The organism is Zunongwangia sp. (genome assembly GCF_048269745.1).
In the GTDB taxonomy this organism is placed as follows: domain Bacteria; phylum Bacteroidota; class Bacteroidia; order Flavobacteriales; family Flavobacteriaceae; genus Zunongwangia.
In genome coordinates, this window is record NZ_JBLXIB010000002.1 from 72693 (window position 1) to 91614 (window position 18922).

The window sequence follows — 18922 nt, forward strand, 5'->3', positions numbered from 1 at the left end:
TGGAATAATTTATACTACATCTGCAACTATGCAAAGTTACGGAAATCTATCTTTGCAGTAAATTCGAGTATATGCTGATATTAATTATTTTAATTGCACTTTCTTATGCTAGTTTAATGATTAGCTTTTTAATAGGTTGGAAAAAATTACCCGAAACTTCCAATAACTATGCAACTCCAAAAACTCGATTTTCAATTATAATTCCTTTTAGAAACGAAGCTGATAATCTACCCAAATTACTGGAAAGTTTATCGATTTTGAATTATCCGACTATGTATTTTGAAGTGATGCTGGTAAATGATGCATCGGAGGATGAATCAGAAAAAATTATTACTGAATTTATTAAAAAAAACTTAGCTATTAACTTGAGGTTACTGCAAAATAAACGACGCTCGCCTTCTCCTAAAAAAGATGCATTACAAACCGCTATAGAAATTTCAGAATTCGATTATATTGCTACTACCGATGCCGATTGTGAGCTCCCGGAATATTGGTTGCAAAGTCTCAATACGGAAATTATAAACCAAAATCCGGCAATGCTTGCTGCACCGGTTAAAATTGATGCTAAAAATTCAAGGTTTTTAACTGCTTTTGAAGCACTCGATTTTCTGAGTTTACAACTTTGTGGCGCCGGGGCTTTCGGCCTGCAAAAAGCTTTTATGGCAAACGGAGCTAATTTATGTTATAAGAAAGATACTTTTATTGCCCAAAATGGATTTACCGGAAATACTGCAATTGCTAGCGGCGACGATGTTTTTTTATTACAGAAATTTATAGCTAGTAATGAAAAGGTAAGTTTCTTAAAAGATGAAAATGCAATTGTGAGCACACCACCACAAGTTAGTTTTCAAGCCCTCAAACAACAACGTATCCGTTGGGCCTCAAAAACCTCAGCGTATACTAGCAATTTTGCAAAACTTACCGGAATTATAGTGTTCTTAATGAATTTCGCTTTTGCTGTAGGATTAGTTTCAGGCATATTTAAACTCTTTCCATTCTTCTATTTTATGATTCTTTTTTTGGTGAAATTTAATATCGATTTTGTAGTGCTACACCGAGCTGCTTCGTTCTTTAAATGCGAAAAACTGATGAAAAATTACCTAATAAGCTCCATTTTATACCCATTTTTCACCATCTATGTAGCTATTTTATCCCTATTTGGCGGATATCAATGGAAAGGGCGACAATTTTCTCGATAGTTAAAATGTAAGTTGATTCTGATACGATAAAAAAAGCTATTTATTTCTTATATTTTCAGGTATAAAACCAATTTAGAAATCTAAATTTAATCGTATTTTTATATAAAATATACTAACCAATATGAATTATTACATTTTAACTTACCATTTAGTTGACAGTTACTTAGAAGAACGCGGAAAATATCGTGCCGATCATTTAGCGCTTATTAAAAAAGCTCAAGAAAAAGGCGAAGTTATTATGGCCGGAGCTTTAGATAATCCGGCTGATAAAGCTGTTTTTATTTTTAAAGCTGAAGATGAAACTCCTGCAACTACTTTTGCAGAAAACGATCCGTACAATAAAAATGGACTTATTAAGGAATATTCTGTTAGAAAATGGAATGTAGTAATTGGAGGTGAATAGACATTTATTCTGCTTCAATTACAATTGGCATTTTAAAAGCTGTTGAAACCGGAATTCCTCGTTTACTAGCCGGATAAATTTTAGGTAATGAATTGATACTCTCGATTAACCAATTTTTAATTTTCGGTAATTGCTGAACTACCGTCGAATCTATTGCTGAAATAGAGTCTATTTCCGGAGTTCCGGTTTTCGTAATTTCTATATACAAGTAAATAGTATCGCTAATACTCTTATTTACAACAGGTTTTTGCTTGGCCAGATATGCATAAATGTTTTTAGCCACTTCGCGTTCAAAACATTTGCGAGCTTCCTGAAGCGCTGTTATTTGTTGGCAAATTTCAAAAGCAGGATATTCATCTACCTCCTTCCAATTAAGCGACTGCGACTCCTGTTCTAAAACATCTTCCGAAGAAATTTTTTTTGTCTCAAAATTACAGGATACCAACGCAATAAAAAGTAAAGAAAGTAATCTATTTCTCATGTAAACTTTGGCTTATAAACTTCAAAAGTAAGCAAAATAGCCGTAAACTCAAGAGTAACTGTTTATTGTATATAATAAGATTATACAATAATTAGAGTTTAAAAATAAAGCGAGATTTTTTTAGAATCTCACTTTATTACTAGCAGTTAATTTTCACATTTATTTCCCTACAATGTGAGTTGGACTTCCATAGAATAATTCGGCACTTTCCATAATAGTTTCAGAAAGCGTTGGGTGTGGATGAATGGTAAGCGCCAGATCTCTTGCTGTGGTACCCATCTCTATGGCTAAAGCAATTTCAGGAATTAAACTCCCCGCATTTTTACCGGCAACGCCTCCGCCAAGAATAATTTCAGATTCTTTATCTACAATTAGTTTTGTGAGACCATTATCGGTTCCTAAAGCTTTTGCTCTCCCTGAAGCTGACCATGAAAATTTCACCACCTTTGTATCGATATTCGATGAATTTAGATCCTGTTCTGTATGACCACACCAGGCAATTTCAGGATCGGTAAATACAATAGCAGGTATCACTTTTGCGTCGTAGCTAGAACCTTTCTCGCCTTTAATCACTTCCGCAGCAACACGCCCTTCGTGCGAGGCTTTATGCGCTAACATGGGCTGCCCGGTAATATCACCAATCGCGTAAATATTATTTGCTGAAGTTTTACGATTACTGAAAACTTTTATAAAACCATCCTCTCCAATTTCTACTCCCGCATTTTGTGGTTTACTGGCTTTTGTATTCGGCTGTCTTCCAATCGCCACTAAAACACGATCGAATTTCTTTTTTTGTTCTTTATCGCCTGACTTCAATACGACTTCAACTTTTTTCTTCTTAGGATCTACTTTTTCAACTTTAGTATCAAAATACAGATTTTTAAAAGGCTGTTCTTTCTCAAAAACTTTTACCAAATCTCGATCGGCTCCCGGCAAAAATCCGGAAGTCATTTCAGCAATAGAAACTTCACTTCCTAAATTTGCATAAACACTCCCCAGTTCTAATCCAATATAACCACCACCAATCACTAATAATTTCTTCGGAATTTCTTTAATATCGAGCGCATCTTTAGAATTCCAGATAAGTTTGTGATCTACTTCGATATTGGGTAATTCGGTTGGCGTAGATCCGGTTGCGATAATTGCATTTTCAAATTCTAACTCGTAGGACTCTCCTGAATTTTCTTCAACTTCCAGCGTTTTTTCATCTTTAAAAAAAGCTTTTCCCTGAATAAATTCTACTTTTCGAGCTTTACTAAGCTGCCCCAATCCACCGGTCAATTTTTTTACAACACTATCTTTCCATTTACCGATTTTCTTGACATCAATTTCAGGATCATTAAAACTCACCCCAAAATTCGATAATTCTACAGCTTCTTTTTTCACTTTCGCTACATGCAACAAGGCTTTCGACGGAATACATCCTCGGTATAAACATACGCCACCGGGATTCGCTTCCGGATCGATTAGAGTGGTTTTAATTCCTAAATCGGCCGCTCTAAATGCCGCTGCATAACCACCGGGGCCTGAACCAATAACTACTAATTCTTTTTTATCTTTCTTGCTATTTGCCATAATTTCTCATGTTATGCCCCAAGCAAAGCTTTGTAAGGGTCTTCAAGTGCCTGAGTGATCCAGTTTATAAATGCAGCACCATCGGCGCCATCAATCAAACGATGGTCGTAGGATAAACTAAGCGGTAAAATTTCTCGAGGTTTAAATTCATCTTCAATATAAACCGGCTTTTTAGCTGAGCGTGAAATTCCTAAAATCCCAGATTGTGGTGCAGGAACGATAGGTGTAAAATTAGTCCCGCCAATTCCGCCAAGATTAGAAATAGAGAAATTAGCGCCTTCCATATCCTCTTTACTCAATTTACCATCTCTTGCCTTTTCGGCGATATTGGTTAATTCCGCGGCAATTTCTATGATGCTTTTCTTATCGGCATTTTTAATAACCGGCACTAAAAGTCCTTTTTCTGTTGCTACTGCAATCCCAATATTTACATAGTTTTTCAGGATCATTTCCTGATTTTCCATATCTACGCTGGCGTTAAATTTTGGAAATCGAACCAATGCACTCGCCACAATTTTAGTCAGCAAAGCGGTAATCGTTAATTTCCCGCCGGCTTTTTCAGCTTTATCCTGATTCGCTTCTAAATATTGCTGAATATCGGTAATATCTGCTTCATCAAACTGAAAAACATGCGGTACAGATTGCCAAGAAGCTGTTACATTTTTAGCCGTTGCTTTTCGAATATTATTTAGTGGCTCACGCTCTACACTTCCCCATTTTTCAAAATCGGGTAAAGAGACCGAAGCTAATTTTGTAGATTTTTGATTTCCTCCTTTAGCGAATTCTTTGACGTCTTTTTCTGAAATCTTTCCTGAAATTTCTTCTGCCATCTCGCTAAGATCTACACCAAGTTCTCTCGCTAAACGACGCGTACCCGGCGAAGCCTGAATACCTGCTCCAGTAGATTTCCCGGAAGATTTACCTGATTTTTTCTTCTCCTTTTTATCTTCATCCTCAGATTCAGATTCGTCATTTTCTGACTCTTTTTCCTCCTCGCCTTCATCATCCTCATCAGAGTCTTCATCTTCGTCATCGGCAGAGTCTTTGCTATCTTCCGACTTTTCTTCTTCTACTTTTTTCTTTTTCTTATCGGATTGTTTTTCATCATCATCATCCGTATCTTCACTTTCTTCTTCTGAAGTTTCTTTGTTATCTTCAGCTTCCTCGTCACCATCATCAGAGTCTTCTAACAGAATAATTACCTGACCTACTTCTACCTCATCACCTTCACTGATCTTAATTTCTTTTATGGTCCCCGCTGCCGAACTTGGAACTTCTACTGAAGCTTTATCACTTTCTACAGCAATAACACTCTGATCTTTTTCAATTTTATCTCCTTCAGCAACTAATATCTCAGAAACTGTTGCAGATTCTACTCCGTCTCCTATTTGTGGAACTTTAATTTCTTTAGCCATTTTTCTTTTCTTTTATTGGTTAGGATGTTCTTGGGTTTGCTTTTTTAGCATCGATATCGAATTTCTTAGCTGCTTCTTTAAGCTGTTTGGCTTTAATTTTTCCTTCGTTCGCTAATTCGTAAAGCGTGGTAAATACAATATGTGCAGCATTTACTTCGAAGAAGTTACGCAACTCCGGTCTTGCATCACTACGTCCAAAACCATCGGTTCCCAAAGTTGCAAGATGTGCAGGAAACCATTTCGCAATAGATTCCGGCAAGGCTTTTACATAATCTGAAGCCGCTACAAACACACCATTTTCATCTTCTAAACACTCCTGAATATAATTTTTATCTTTATTCAGTTGCGATTTTAAGCGATTGTCTCGTTCGGTATCTATCGCATTATCATAAAGCGCTTTGTAGCTTGTAACACTCCAGATATCTACCGCAACATCATATTCTTTTTCTAAAATTTCAGCAGCTTCCAAAACCTCGGCCATAATCGAACCGCTACCAAAAAGATGTGCTTTTTTATCGGTTTTTCGTTTTCTGGTTTTCTGAAATTTATACATACCCTTCAAAATACCCTCTTCACTGTCTTTAGGCATTTTTGGCATTTTGTAGGTCGCATTTCCAAGCGTGATATAATATTGATATGTTTTTTTGTCGATATACATTTCCTGTATTCCGTTCTTTACAATAGTTGCCAGTTCGTATGCAAAAGCAGGATCGTAAGCTTTTACCGTTGGAAATGCTAAAGCAAATAAATGACTGTTCCCATCTTGGTGTTGCAAACCTTCACCTGGCAGACTTGTTCTTCCTGAAATACCTCCTACTAAGAATCCTTTTGCTCCAGCATCTGCTGCTGCCCAGATTAAATCTCCCGTTCTTTGAAAACCAAACATAGAATAAAAGAAGTAAAACGGGATCATAGGAATACCCTGATTTAAATAAGCGGTACCGGCTGCAATAAATTCAGCCATACAACCTGATTCGGTGATTCCTTCTTCCATGATTACACCATCTTCAGCTTCTTTATAAAACAACAAACTTTCTTTATCCACCGGTTCGTATAATTGACCACCGGGCGCATAAATACCAACTTGTCTAAAAAGCGATTCCATTCCAAAAGTTCTACTTTCATCAGGAATTATAGGCACAATATATTTTCCTATTTCTTTATCTTTAAATAAGCGGCTCAACGTTTGAATCATCACCATAGTTGTAGCTGCTTCATCGTCTCCAGAACCTTCTAAAAAGCTTTTAAATACTTTTCTATCTGGTTGCTTTACTGGCTCGCTAGTATCTTTTCGCTGTGGAAGAAAACCACCTAATTTTTTTCGTTTTTCATGTAGATATTTAAGCTCTTTACTATCTTTTTCTGGCTTTAAAAACGGAATATCTTTTATTTCTTTATCTGAAATCGGCAGACCAAAGAAATCCCTAAATGCTTTTAATTCATCTTCCTTAAAGCTTTTGGTTTTATGGGATACATTGCTAGCTTCCCCTGCTTTTCCCTGCCCGTAACCTTTAATAGTTTGAGCTAAAATTATAGTAGGCTGACCTTTATGTTCGGTTGCTTTCTTATAAGCATTATAAATTTTTTGCTGATCGTGCCCACCACGCTTTAAGCGTTTCAATTCGTCATCCGATAAATTCTTAACGATGTCAGTCAAGTTTTTATCTTTTCCGAAGAGATCTTCACGAATAAAATCACCTTCAGAAAATGCATATTTTTGAAGTTGCCCATCAGGTAATTCATCTAATAAACTCACAAGTTTACCTTCAGTATCTTTTTCAAAAACAGGATCCCAATCTTTTCCCCAAAGTAATTTAATCACATTCCAACCGGCACCTCTAAACAAACCTTCTAATTCCTGAATAATTTTTCCGTTTCCTCGTACAGGACCGTCCAAGCGTTGCAAATTACAATCTACAACAAAGGTTAGATTATCCAGTTTATCTCTGGCTGCCACGCTAATGGCTCCTCGAGCTTCAGGCTCATCCATTTCACCATCGCCTAAATATGCCCAAATTTGCTGATCGTTATTTTCTATTAATCCACGTTTTTCAAGATACTTATTAAAACGTGCCTGGTAAATTGCGTTTATGGGCCCTAATCCCATGGAAACGGTTGGGAAATTCCAGAATTCCGGCATCAAATGCGGGTGTGGATAAGACGTTAATCCTTTATCTGATTCAATTTCTCTACGGAAATTTTCTAAATGTTCTTCGGTTAATCTACCTTCTAAAAAAGCTCGTGAATACACTCCAGGTGACGCATGTCCCTGAAAATACACCATATCTGATCCCGCTTCACGATCCATTTTATAAAAATGATTGAAACCCACTTCCCACAAATGCGCTATAGAAGAATATGTTGAAATATGGCCGCCAATACCTTTACTTTTATTATTGGCTCTTACGACCATCGCCATTGCATTCCAACGAATATATCCCAGTATTTTTTCTTCAATTTCGATATCCCCGGGATATTGTTCTTCATCCTTAGGACTAATAGTGTTTATATATGGCGTCGTTAAAGGTAAGTCTGATTTTACACCATGCTTTTGAGCTTCTGCTCTTAATAATTTTAATATTTCTTCTACTCGTTCTTTCGATTCATTTTGCAAAACCCATTTAAGGGAATCCAGCCATTCTTGGTTTTCAATTTCGGCTGTTGCTGCTTTATCCTCTGCCATGTTCTGAAATTTATTAGTTGGTACTAGAGTGGTTATTCTTCTGAAGTTACCAATTAATAAAATCGACTTCAAATGATTAACAGAAGATTATAGTGCTATGCTAAAGCTTTCAAAAATGGAAAAATAAAATCTGTTAAGTTTTAAGATTAAAAAAAATCATGCTGAAAATTATCTAATTTCGAGAACTAAAAAAGCCTCATAAATTTTAAAATTCATGAGGCTTTTTAATAGCTATTAATTATCTAATTATGATGCAGCTTTCAATGCATTTATAGTTGATTTATTTAATTTCTCGTCTGCATACTTTTTAGTAAGCTCAAACTCCTTTGTGTCACTTTCCGGAAGATCGAACATCGCATCGGTTAAGATAGCTTCACAAAGCGAACGCAAACCACGTGCACCAAGTTTGTATTCTACCGCTTTTTCTACAATATAATCTAAAGCTTCATCGGTTACGCTAAACTCAATTTCATCCATTTCAAACAATTTTGTGTATTGCTTTATAATGGCATTTTTAGGTTCCGTTAAAATTGAACGAAGCGTATCTTTATCTAGCGGATTCATGTATGTAAGCGCCGGTAAACGACCAATAATTTCAGGAATAAGCCCAAAATCTTTTAAATCCTTAGGGATGATATATTTTAAAAGATTAGTTCTTTCAATATTATCATCACTTTTGGAAGCACTAAATCCTACTGCTTGCATATTTAGGCGCTTGCTGATGTTCCTCTCGATACCATCAAAAGCTCCACCAGCGATAAACAAAATATTCTCAGTATCTACCTCGATAAATTTTTGATCGGGATGTTTTCTTCCTCCTTTAGGCGGAACATTTACTGTAGTTCCTTCTAATAGTTTTAGTAAAGCCTGCTGAACACCTTCTCCAGAAACATCTCTGGTGATCGAAGGGTTATCGCTTTTACGAGCAATTTTATCGATCTCATCAATAAAAACAATACCTCGTTGTGCTTTCTCTAAATTATAATCGGCTGCCTGCAATAAACGAGTAAGAATCCCTTCTACATCTTCTCCAACATAACCAGCTTCAGTTAATACCGTTGCATCAACAATAGCCAAAGGCACATTAAGCATTTTAGCAATTGTTTTTGCCATAAGGGTTTTACCTGTACCAGTTTCCCCAACCATTACGATATTACTTTTTTGGATCTCGATATCATCATCGCTATCGGGTTGTAACAATCGTTTATAATGGTTATAAACGGCAACAGACATTACTTTTTTTGTGGCTTCCTGGCCAATAATATATTCATCTAAAAAAGCCTTTATTGTTTTAGGCTTACTTAGCACTAATTCCGAAGATAATTCGTCTGCTTCCCCTTGCTTCGATTCTTCTAAAACAATTCCGTGTGCTTGTTCGATACATCGATCACATATATGAGCATCTAAACCGGCAATCAATAAATTGGTTTCCGATTTTTTACGTCCACAAAAGGAACATTCTAATTCTTCTTTCGCCATTTTTCTAATTTTCTAATTCTGTTTTAGAATTAACTATCTAAAATTCTGTTTGATTAACCAGTTCTAATTCTATCTGGTAAGGATTTCATCAATCATTCCGTACTCTTTCGCTTTATCGGCTTTCATCCAATAATCACGATCACTATCATTATGCACTTTTTCGTATGATTGTCCTGAGTGTTTTGAAATTATTTGATACAATTCTTCTTTTAAAGTAAGAATCTCTCTTGCTGTAATTTCAATATCACTTGCTTGACCTTGCGCTCCTCCAAGTGGTTGATGAATCATTACTCTAGAATGTGGTAATCCACTTCTTTTTCCTGCTGCTCCTGCACAAAGTAATACAGCTCCCATAGAGGCTGCCATACCCGTACAAATAGTTGCAACATCAGGTTTAATAAACTGCATAGTATCGTAAATACCCAAACCTGCATACACACTACCCCCTGGAGAGTTTATATAAATTTGAATATCTTTTGAAGAATCAGTACTTTCTAAAAATAATAATTGCGCTTGGATAATATTGGCAACTTGATCGTTAATACCAGTTCCCATAAAAATAATTCTATCCATCATCAACCTAGAAAATACATCCATAGCAACCGCATTCATTTGGCGCTCTTCAATAATGTTAGGCGTCATTCCCGTAGGGGTCATGCTGCTAACGATCTTGTTATAATAATTGCTATTTATTCCGTGATGTTTAGTTGCGTACTTTTCAAATTCTTTTTCGTAGTCCATCAATTTTCCTTTTTAATTCCCAATTAGGGTTTTTATTACCCGAGGTATACCTCGAATTTATAAAATATTTTATTACTTATACTTATTTGATTTATAAGAAGATCATTTTTCATGTACTCCTTTAATATATAAAGCCAAAAAAGGCGTTATCCCGATATGGTTTAACGCCTCTAAAGATAAGTATAAATTATAAAAAAGGCTTACTTATAGATTTCTTTCACAAACTCATCGTAAGTAAGTTCCTTTTCGTCAAACTTCATATTCTCTTTGTAAAAATTTAATAGCTTTTCGCTTACTAGTTGATCAGAAAGGCGTTTTACCTCATCTTGATTCGATAAAATTCTAGCTGCAATATCATCCAATTCTTTATCAGATGGATTCAATTGACCAAATTGAGCCATTTGCTCTTTAATTTTATCTTTAGCAAAAGCTTTAAGTGCTTCAAAGTCTACTTGAATGTCTTTTTCCTTAACAATCTTTCCTTCGATTAATTGGTAACGAAGTCCTTTCTCACTTTTTTCGTATTCTTCTACAGCTTCTTCTTCTGTTAATGGCTTTTCACCTACAGTTCTAATCCATTTTTGAAGAAACTCTTTTGGAAGATCGAATTTTGTATTTTCAACTAATGTTTCCGTAACATCATTCATTAGTTGCTGATCGCTTTGCTGAACAAATTGCTTCTCAGCATCTTCTTTTATTTTGTCTTTAAGTTCAGTAACTGATGTTACCTTCCCTTCTCCGAAAAGTTTGTCGAATAATTCCTGATCTAAATCTGCAAGCTCTCTTTTATTGATTTCTGAAATAGTAAATTCTACTTCGATATCAAGATCATGAGCTTGATCATGATCTATTTTTAAATGCTGAATTAAATCGTGATCGTCTTCAAAAAGACTTTTGGTTTTTAAAGTAATAACATCTCCTACTTTAGCACCTACGAATTTATTAAGGTTTCTTTTTCCTTTAATTTTTTCTAACTCAACAGAAGTTTCATTCTCAATTCCTTCTTCTTCATTTTTGAAAGTTCCGGCAACAATATCACCTTCTTCAACCTCTTCTTTAGCTATTAACTTCCCGTATTGTTTTTGAATGCTTTCGATTTGGTTATCGACCATAGCATCATCAGCAACAATAGTATATTTAGTAACTGGTTTTTCTAAGTCAAGATTCACTTCAAATTCAGGAGCTAATCCTATTTCAAACTCAAAAGTGTAATCTTCTTTATCCCAATCAAAATTCTCTTGTTCTTTTGGAATTGGATTTCCTAGAACATCAAGTTTTTCTTCGGTAAGAAATTTATTTAGATTTTCTTGTAACAGTTTATTTACTTCATCAACTAAAACAGCTTGACCATATTGCTTCTTCACCATCCCCATAGGAACATGACCTTTTCTAAAGCCAGGAACATTAGCGTTTTTACGGTAATCTTTAAGGATTTTTTCTACTTTAGGAGCATAGTCGTCTTTTGCGATATCTACTTTTACTACCGCGTTTAATTCATCAATATTCTCTTTGGTAATATTCATCTTGACTTATTATAAAAAATTGGTCTGCAAAATTAAGCTTTTTTCAGCAGCCTACAAAGTTTCAAAATATTGAATTTCAGCTTGCTTCTAATCTTTATCTAGAAGTGAATATAAAATAGATTGAAATAAGGATAATAACAGGCTAAAAATTATTGCCATAAACAGACCACTAACTCCGAAACCGCCTATAAAGCTATCTGCCAATAAAATTATTATAGCATTTATAACTAATAAAAATAAGCCTAGTGTTAAAATAGTAACAGGTAATGTAAATACTATTAAAATAGGTTTTACTAAGATATTTAATATCCCTAAAACTGCTGCAACTATAATTGCTGTGAAATAACTATCTACCGTTACACCGGGTAAAAGTTTCGATAAAATTACAACTGCCAATGCAGTAAGTAAAAGTTTTGCTATAAGTCTCATATTTATTTTTAGTTTAGAACTCTAAATTGCAAAAAAAAGCCAACTTTTCAGCTGGCTTTCATCACTTTAATAAAAGTTTATTATTATTTAACCTCATCACTTAAAGCTGAAGATGTAGTGGTTCCGTATTGCCCTACATTTACTTTTGGAACAGTTGAATTATATTCCGCATTAATTGCATCTATTATTTTATTAGCTACAATAGCGTATCCACGAGGTGTTAAATGCACTCCATCCAGAGAAAATGCTCCACCAGTTACATAAGCAGCATTAACACTACCACCATCAAAAGATATGCCTCCATTAGCAAGTTGTTTAAGCATAGTATCAGTATCCACCATTGCAAGTCCATTTGCATTAGCCACTGCAGATATAGTTTCATTATATGCATCAGTAGCTGTCCGAACTTCAGAAATTTCTGTACTATCTAAAACATCAGCATCATCTAAACCATTCACTCCTCCAAATAATATATTAGCCTGCTCTGGAGTTGGTGTCCCTCCAGACATTAAAAGTCCTAATACTTGTTGTACCTCCGTGGTTAAATTAACAGAACCATACCCACCAGCCAAAGCTGATTGATCTACCTGAAGTTGAATTAATTCATCTGCCGTCATCTGTCTAAACCCAAGAGGATTGTCTTGGGTAACAGGGACATCGATTATGAATCTATTAGGACCTTCATTAAAAGTAATTGCATATTGTGCAGCTAAAGCCATTGCCTGTTCCTGCGAAACTCCCTGAGCCATTAAACCACCGGCAAAAACCTGAGAAACCGCCCCAAAATAAGAGGTTAAACTTGCTGCTGTCTGGGCATCTAACTGTAGAGCATTATTTGGTACAGTATTAAAAAATGCTATTGAAGTTACATCTGGAATATTTAATAAAACTCCTTTTGCTCCGTTTGAAACTAAAGTCTGTACCATATCGGAATATACATTTGCAAACACATCTGGATCGGTAATATCATTAGACCCGTAAGTATTAGGATCTAAATTTCCTGTTTGATTTACCCCTACACCTCCTGAGGTTGCATAACCCAACACATCGTTATTACCAATCCATAAGGAAAAAAACGTCGGATTTTGTGCCATTGCATCGGCCATAACATTTGTTTCCGACGAAGAAGCAAATCGAACAAAATACGGATTGGCCATGCCTGTAGTCACTCTAGCAATATTTCCATAACCAGGAAGCCCTAAATGATATGATTTTGCTCCGGGAACTCCCATATTACTAAAAGGTCCTTCTAAAACATTAGTTATGTCTGTAGTTGGTGCTTTACCGGTATAAACTTTAGGACTAGGAGAACCATTCTCGTTAGTTAATACTAATCGATTTTGTTGAATTTGAGTTCCATTTAATAACAACCCACCTGAATTATCATTCATATAAGGAATCGTAAACTCATCAGTTTTCTGAGTTAATGCCAATTGACCTGCTAGTATGTTTGGATACGATTTTTTTTGTCCTTCCATATACAATGCATTATCAGCATAACCTGCAGTTAACGAATTCCCCAATGCTACATAGTGGGTAAAATCGGCTTCACCATTAGTATATGCACTTCCAACTTCATCTATTGGATTATCTAAATCTGGCTCACAAGAAACTATTCCCAAAGCCAATAAGCTAATTGCTAAAAATTTATAATTTTTAATCATTTCCTGTAAGTTTAAATTTTGAATGTCACACCAAGCCCTGGAACAAAAGCAGAGGTTTTGTAGGTTCCTTCGAAAGAAACACTTTGGCCATTTTCAGAATAATAATCGTAAGAAGCATCAACTTCTTCAAATCTACTATATAAAACAGAAGCATCTATCGCAATATTTTTATTAATATTTACCGACAATCCTGCTGTAAATCCATGTGCATCATTACGAGGCGTTTCTGGAGCAAAATATCCCTCTTGAACCGGAGACTCATCAAAATAGTAACCTGCTCTTAGTGTAAACATATCATTAGCTACATACTGAGCCCCAAAACGATATACTGAAGAGTTTTTATAATTTCGTGGATTTTTAGAATCTGGTATACCTGCTTTTGCAAAATCGATATCTAAAGATTGGTATACATCCCAGTATGTTCGATTGTAATCGAAAGCTACTAACCATTTATCTGATATTTCATAAGAAAGACCCACAGAAAGTTCTGCAGGCAATGGTAAAGATGCATCAAATTTAGTATTTTCAAACGGAGGTGTTAAACTAGAATTAGGAACATTACTAAAAACTGCATCTCCACTTTCAGCTTCTACCATAATTTCTGAACGGTAGTTTATCCCTAAACGTAATTTATCAATTGGATTATACATTGCAGAAACTGACCATCCCCAAGAATGAACTCCCGAAGCCTTAACAGTAACATTAGCCCTATTTCCTTCTAAATTTGAAAGTGTTCTGTTTAAGTTTCTATTAAAATCTACACTTCCGTTTACATAAATTGGTCCACCTCCAACACTTAGTTTATCTGATATTTTTATGGAAGCTAGAGCTTGAACATAAATAGCTTGCAAATCAATATTATTTACTAAATGCGAACCACTCCAGTCGTTTGGCCATTCTACGGAACTACCGTAAGGCGTATAAGCAGCAAGACCTACACTTAACCAATCAGAAACTTTATAAGAAGCATATACATAAAATGGAGTTCCCACTGGACTATCGGTTCTAGCCATTTCTCCAAATTCGCTATTTTGCCACACCACATCAGAAAATACAGCACTTGCTCCGAAGGCAATATTTATTTTATCTTCTAAATAAACTAAGCCGGCTGGATTAAAAAATGCTAATTCTGCATTATCTACTACAGCAACACCCGCATGCCCCATAGCTAACCGGCGTTGACCTTGTAACCCTACTCGATAACCACCTGCAAATATTTGTAAACTCAGGAGGCCAAAAAGAATCAAACTTACTAGTTTTTTTATCATTCGCTATAAAATTAATTACTTTAAAATATTAGGTAAATTGTACAAAAATACACAAGAATAAGAATTATGCAACAAAATACATATATTTTTTAACTATAATTAATTTTACTGTATTTTTTTTAAATAAAACGCATTACTTGTTTAAAAAATTCTTTCTGATTTTCTGCATGAACCCAGTGTCCAGCACCATCTATTGGTACTATTTCACTATTTGGAAAATGTTTTTTTATTAAAGCTTCATCTTCAGGGAGTTTAATATAACCTGACTTACCTCCTTTTATAAATAGAGTTGCTCCATCATAGCTTTTTTCTTCTGATAAACCTTCACCTATATTATCAATATTCGATTTTAAAGCTGGTAAATTTATCTTCAGTTTAAAATTCTCTTTACCATCTCTCTGTAAATTTTTTAATAAAAATAGCTGTGTAGGTTTATCAGGCACATAGTCTGCCATTAAAGATTCTGCTTCTCTTCTTGAAGAAAGATCTGCTTCATCTAAAAGTGTTAATCCTTTTAAGATCTGTTGGTGATGAGGTTCATAATATTTTGGTGCTATATCTACAATAATCAATTTATCGATTAAATCTGGATATAATGTAGCTGCCAACATGGCTGTTTTACCACCCATTGAATGTCCTAATAGCACAATATGTTTCAAATTATTTTCTGAACAATATTCTTTTAAATCTTCAACTAGTAACTGATAATTAAACTCATCCGAATGCGGACTTTTACCATGATTTCGCTGATCTAAAAGGTGTACTTCATAACCTTCATCGGAAAACATTTTACCTAAGGTTTTCCAGTTATCCCCCATTCCTAAAAATCCGTGAAGTATAACAAATGGCCTGCCCTGCCCAATAGTATTAACATGTAATTTCATAGCTTCTTTTTAAAAATTGACTGATTATTTTAGAAAGTTAAGGTATCTTTTTATAGTTTCCTCCATACCTAAATAAAGAGACTCTGCAATTAAAGCATGGCCTATTGAAACTTCGGCTACATGTGGTACATTTTCTTTAAAATATTGAATATTATCCAAAGATAAATCGTGTCCTGCATTTATTTCTAATCCTATATTATGAGCTAAAGTTGCTGCTTTTGCGTAAGGTGCTGCTGCAGCTTCTCGATCTCCTGCTTCATATTTTCTTGCAAAATCTTCAGTATATAATTCAATCCGATCTGCTCCTGCTACTTTTGCACCTTCAATCATTTTTTCAACAGGATCAACAAATATAGAGGTTCGAATACCTTGAGATTTAAATTCAGAAATAATTTCTGTCAGCAATTCTTTATACGCAATAGTATCCCAGCCTGCATTGCTAGTTATTGCATCTTCTGCATCTGGGACTAAGGTTACTTGAGCTGGTTTTACCTCTAGAACCAAATTAATAAACTTAGTAATCGGGTTTCCTTCAATATTAAATTCTGTTTCCAGTACAGGACTTAGATCTTTTACATCTTGATATTTAATGTGCCGCTCATCTGGCCTTGGGTGTACTGTTATTCCTTGCCCACCAAAGCGTTCAATATCTCTAGCAGCTTGTACAATATTTGGGATATTTCCGCCTCTTGCATTTCGCAAAGTAGCAATTTTATTGATGTTTACGCTTAATTTAGTCATAATTCATTTTTTTGCATAACAAAAATACAAAGATCAAGGTGCGGATTTGAATATTATTTTAATTAATTTGCAATGAAATGACGTAAGATTTATGAGTACTGAAGACTATATACTTAACGATGTAACTATCCGTGATATTTCTGATAAAATTGGGGATTTGCAGAATGATTTTAATCAATTAACCTATTCGCATTTACCCGTGGAAAAAGATGGAGTGTACATGGGTTGTATTTCTGAAAATGACATTCGTTGTTTTGACGCAAAAAAAAGCATAGTAGATTACCAATATGCATTAGAAGGTTTTTTTGTAAGACAAACCGATTATTGGCTAGATATTCTAGAAGCATTTGCTCAAAATAACACTAATATTTTACCGGTTTTAAATACCGATAATGAATATCTAGGATATGTAGAGCTTTCTGAAATAATCAGTTTATTTAATGAAACTCCTTTTTTAAATGAACCGGGTAATATTTTGGTTATTGAAAAAGGATTTCAAGATTATTCATTAAGTGAAATAAGCCAAATTGTCGAATCTAGTAATCTACATTTGCTGGGATTATTTGTATCGAAAGTTGAGAATGATTTAGCTCAAATAACAATTAAAATAAGTCCTAGTAGTATAAATGAACTTATTCAGACATTAAGAAGATATGGCTATCATGTTCTTTCTAAACATGAGGAAGACAGCTATAATAAAAATTTAAAAGACCGATCTAAGTATCTGGATAAATACTTAAATATTTAATATGAAAATAGGCATTTACGGCCAGTTTTATCACGAAAACGCAGAACAGTATATTAATCAGCTTTTAGAACTTCTAAAAGAAGAACAGGTTGATATTGTTATTGAAGAAGATTTTTTAGGTCTCATTAATCGAAACAAAAGTATAAAGGGAGAATATGAAGATCTCGATACTTTTAAATGTTTGGACCCAACTTTCGATTTATTTTTCACCATTGGTGGAGATGGAACCATATTAAAATCTATAAATTATGCAAAGAATTTAGATATACCTATTATAGGCATTAATACCGGCCGTTTGGGATTTCTGTCTACAATTCAGAAAGAACAAATTGGCGATACTATACATACTATTTTAAAAAAAGATTTCAGCATATCGCCTAGAGCGGTTTTACAAGTAGAAACAAAACCGCATTTTGATAATGAAATATTTGATAACGTAGCCCTTAATGAAATTGCTGTAAGTCGAAAAAATACCACGTCGATGATTACGGTAGACACTTGGCTGAATGATAAATATTTAACTTCATATTGGGCAGATGGATTGATAATTTCTACACCAACAGGGTCCACAGGCTACTCGCTTAGCAGTGGTGGCCCTGTAATAACGCCAGATGCAGATTCTTTAGTAATAACACCTATAGCTCCACATAACTTAAATGCAAGACCGCTAGTTATTAAAGACGATACAAAAATTACGTTAAAAGTGAGTGGACGAGAAGATTCCCACCTATTATCGATGGATTCTCGATTAGCAAGTTTACCAAACGATACCGAAATTATTATTACAAAAGCTCCTTACGCTATTAATTTAGTAGAACTCAACGATAATAGTTTTTTACAAACTTTACGAAAAAAATTGCTTTGGGGTGAAGACAAACGTAATTAGGAAATATTTATAAATTATAATTGTTAAAGTAATACTAATGTACTCAAATTATTGCAAGCCAAACATAATTGTTATATTTGCAAACTTTTAAGAACCTATGCGCTATCTAATAGCTTTTATTTCAATGTTAATAACGTGTGCCAATTTACATTCCCAAACCTACGAGGTAGGGCCTTTTATTGGCGGCGCTAACTACATAGGCGATGTGGGTAAAACTAATTATATAAACCCTAACTCGTTAGTTGCAGGTGGTGTTTTTAAATGGAACCGCAGCACTAGACATGCATTTAGATTCTCCCTATTAGTCGGGAAAATAAAAGCTAATGATTTAGATAGCGATGATAATCGTAGGAAAGAAAGAGGGTATTCTTTCTCAAATACTATTGCTGAAGCATCTTTAGGACTGGAATTTAATTTTTGGGATTTCGATTTAAATAAACAAAGCCCACAAAATACACCATACCTTTACACTGGTGTTACGTATTTTATGGCAGACCATATTAGCTTAGGAAATACGCGAACAGGTCCGTTACAAAAAGCTAATGAAAAAAATTGGAATTTCGCAATTCCTTTAGTTATCGGATGGAAAACGAGCCTTAGTAAACATTTAATCGGAGGGCTTGAAATTGGTGCTCGATATACTTTTACTGATAATTTAGACGGAAGTAATCCCGAAGAATTTACTGGTAAATTAGACTCTGTAACAACATTTGGTAACTCAGGTAGAAACGATTGGTATGTATTTACCGGGCTTACATTTACGGTAACCTTTGGTAGAAAACCTTGTTATTTTAGATTTTAAG

Annotated in this window: 17 protein-coding genes; 5 read left to right on the forward strand and 12 right to left on the reverse strand. The window is 34.7% G+C overall.

The features are described from left to right. Nucleotides 1–71 precede the first annotated feature (71 nt). Entirely contained in the window at nt 72–1199 is a 1128-nt protein-coding gene (locus ACN0WI_RS03115; protein ID WP_417885161.1) for a glycosyltransferase, read from the forward strand. A gap of 121 nt (nt 1200–1320) precedes the next feature. Further along, nucleotides 1321–1602, forward strand: coding sequence for a YciI-like protein (locus tag ACN0WI_RS03120; protein ID WP_417885162.1), 282 nt, complete (start codon nt 1321–1323; stop codon nt 1600–1602). A 4-nt stretch (nt 1603–1606) separates the two neighbouring features. On the opposite strand, the gene ACN0WI_RS03125 is transcribed toward ACN0WI_RS03120, so the two are convergent. From ACN0WI_RS03125 to ACN0WI_RS03180, 12 genes are all read right to left on the reverse strand, one after another. Next, nucleotides 1607–2083 (reverse strand): hypothetical protein, encoded by a 477-nt coding sequence (locus ACN0WI_RS03125; RefSeq protein WP_417885163.1) that lies wholly within the window; start codon nt 2081–2083, stop codon nt 1607–1609. Nucleotides 2084–2242: 159 nt separating this feature from the next. Next, entirely contained in the window at nt 2243–3658 is a 1416-nt protein-coding gene (gene lpdA, locus ACN0WI_RS03130) for a dihydrolipoyl dehydrogenase (protein ID WP_417885164.1), read from the reverse strand. 11 nt (nt 3659–3669) lie between these two features. Beyond that, nucleotides 3670–5073 (reverse strand): 2-oxo acid dehydrogenase subunit E2, encoded by a 1404-nt coding sequence (locus tag ACN0WI_RS03135; RefSeq protein ID WP_417885165.1) that lies wholly within the window; start codon nt 5071–5073, stop codon nt 3670–3672. A 19-nt stretch (nt 5074–5092) separates the two neighbouring features. Next, nucleotides 5093–7756, reverse strand: coding sequence for a pyruvate dehydrogenase (acetyl-transferring), homodimeric type (gene aceE / locus ACN0WI_RS03140; RefSeq protein WP_417885166.1), 2664 nt, complete (start codon nt 7754–7756; stop codon nt 5093–5095). A gap of 246 nt (nt 7757–8002) precedes the next feature. Further along, entirely contained in the window at nt 8003–9235 is a 1233-nt protein-coding gene (clpX, locus tag ACN0WI_RS03145; RefSeq protein ID WP_417885167.1) for an ATP-dependent Clp protease ATP-binding subunit ClpX, read from the reverse strand. A 69-nt stretch (nt 9236–9304) separates the two neighbouring features. After that, a complete protein-coding gene (gene clpP, locus ACN0WI_RS03150) occupies nt 9305–9976 on the reverse strand; it encodes an ATP-dependent Clp endopeptidase proteolytic subunit ClpP (protein ID WP_417885168.1) in 672 nt (223 codons plus the stop codon). Nucleotides 9977–10176: 200 nt separating this feature from the next. Then, a complete protein-coding gene (gene tig / locus ACN0WI_RS03155) occupies nt 10177–11499 on the reverse strand; it encodes a trigger factor (protein ID WP_417885169.1) in 1323 nt (440 codons plus the stop codon). Between the two features lie 87 nt (nt 11500–11586). Next, nucleotides 11587–11928, reverse strand: a complete 342-nt coding sequence (locus ACN0WI_RS03160; protein ID WP_417885170.1) for a phage holin family protein — start codon at nt 11926–11928, stop codon at nt 11587–11589. 83 nt (nt 11929–12011) lie between these two features. Next, nucleotides 12012–13589, reverse strand: a complete 1578-nt coding sequence (locus tag ACN0WI_RS03165) for a G-D-S-L family lipolytic protein (RefSeq protein WP_417885501.1) — start codon at nt 13587–13589, stop codon at nt 12012–12014. A 14-nt stretch (nt 13590–13603) separates the two neighbouring features. After that, the gene (locus ACN0WI_RS03170) at nt 13604–14857 is read right to left on the reverse strand and encodes an OmpP1/FadL family transporter (protein WP_417885502.1); all 1254 of its coding nucleotides are present in this window, start codon (nt 14855–14857) and stop codon (nt 13604–13606) included. 122 nt (nt 14858–14979) lie between these two features. Then, nucleotides 14980–15744 carry an alpha/beta fold hydrolase gene (locus ACN0WI_RS03175; protein ID WP_417885171.1) on the reverse strand — a complete coding sequence of 255 codons (765 nt, stop codon included), beginning with the start codon at nt 15742–15744 and terminating at the stop codon, nt 14980–14982. A 24-nt stretch (nt 15745–15768) separates the two neighbouring features. Continuing rightward, a complete protein-coding gene (locus tag ACN0WI_RS03180) occupies nt 15769–16485 on the reverse strand; it encodes a pyridoxine 5'-phosphate synthase (RefSeq protein ID WP_417885172.1) in 717 nt (238 codons plus the stop codon). A 91-nt stretch (nt 16486–16576) separates the two neighbouring features. Here ACN0WI_RS03180 and ACN0WI_RS03185 point away from each other — a divergent pair, with 91 nt between their 5' ends. The 3 genes from ACN0WI_RS03185 (at nt 16577) to ACN0WI_RS03195 (ending at nt 18921) form a co-directional block, all read left to right on the forward strand. Beyond that, complete coding sequence (locus ACN0WI_RS03185; RefSeq protein ID WP_417885173.1) at nt 16577–17233, forward strand: CBS domain-containing protein; 657 nt, start codon at nt 16577–16579, stop codon at nt 17231–17233. A 1-nt stretch (nt 17234) separates the two neighbouring features. Next, on the forward strand, nt 17235–18119 hold the full coding sequence (locus tag ACN0WI_RS03190) for an NAD kinase (protein ID WP_417885174.1): 885 nt from the start codon (nt 17235–17237) through the stop codon (nt 18117–18119). Nucleotides 18120–18216: 97 nt separating this feature from the next. Then, complete coding sequence (locus ACN0WI_RS03195) at nt 18217–18921, forward strand: DUF6089 family protein (RefSeq protein WP_417885175.1); 705 nt, start codon at nt 18217–18219, stop codon at nt 18919–18921. Nucleotide 18922 lies beyond the last annotated feature (1 nt).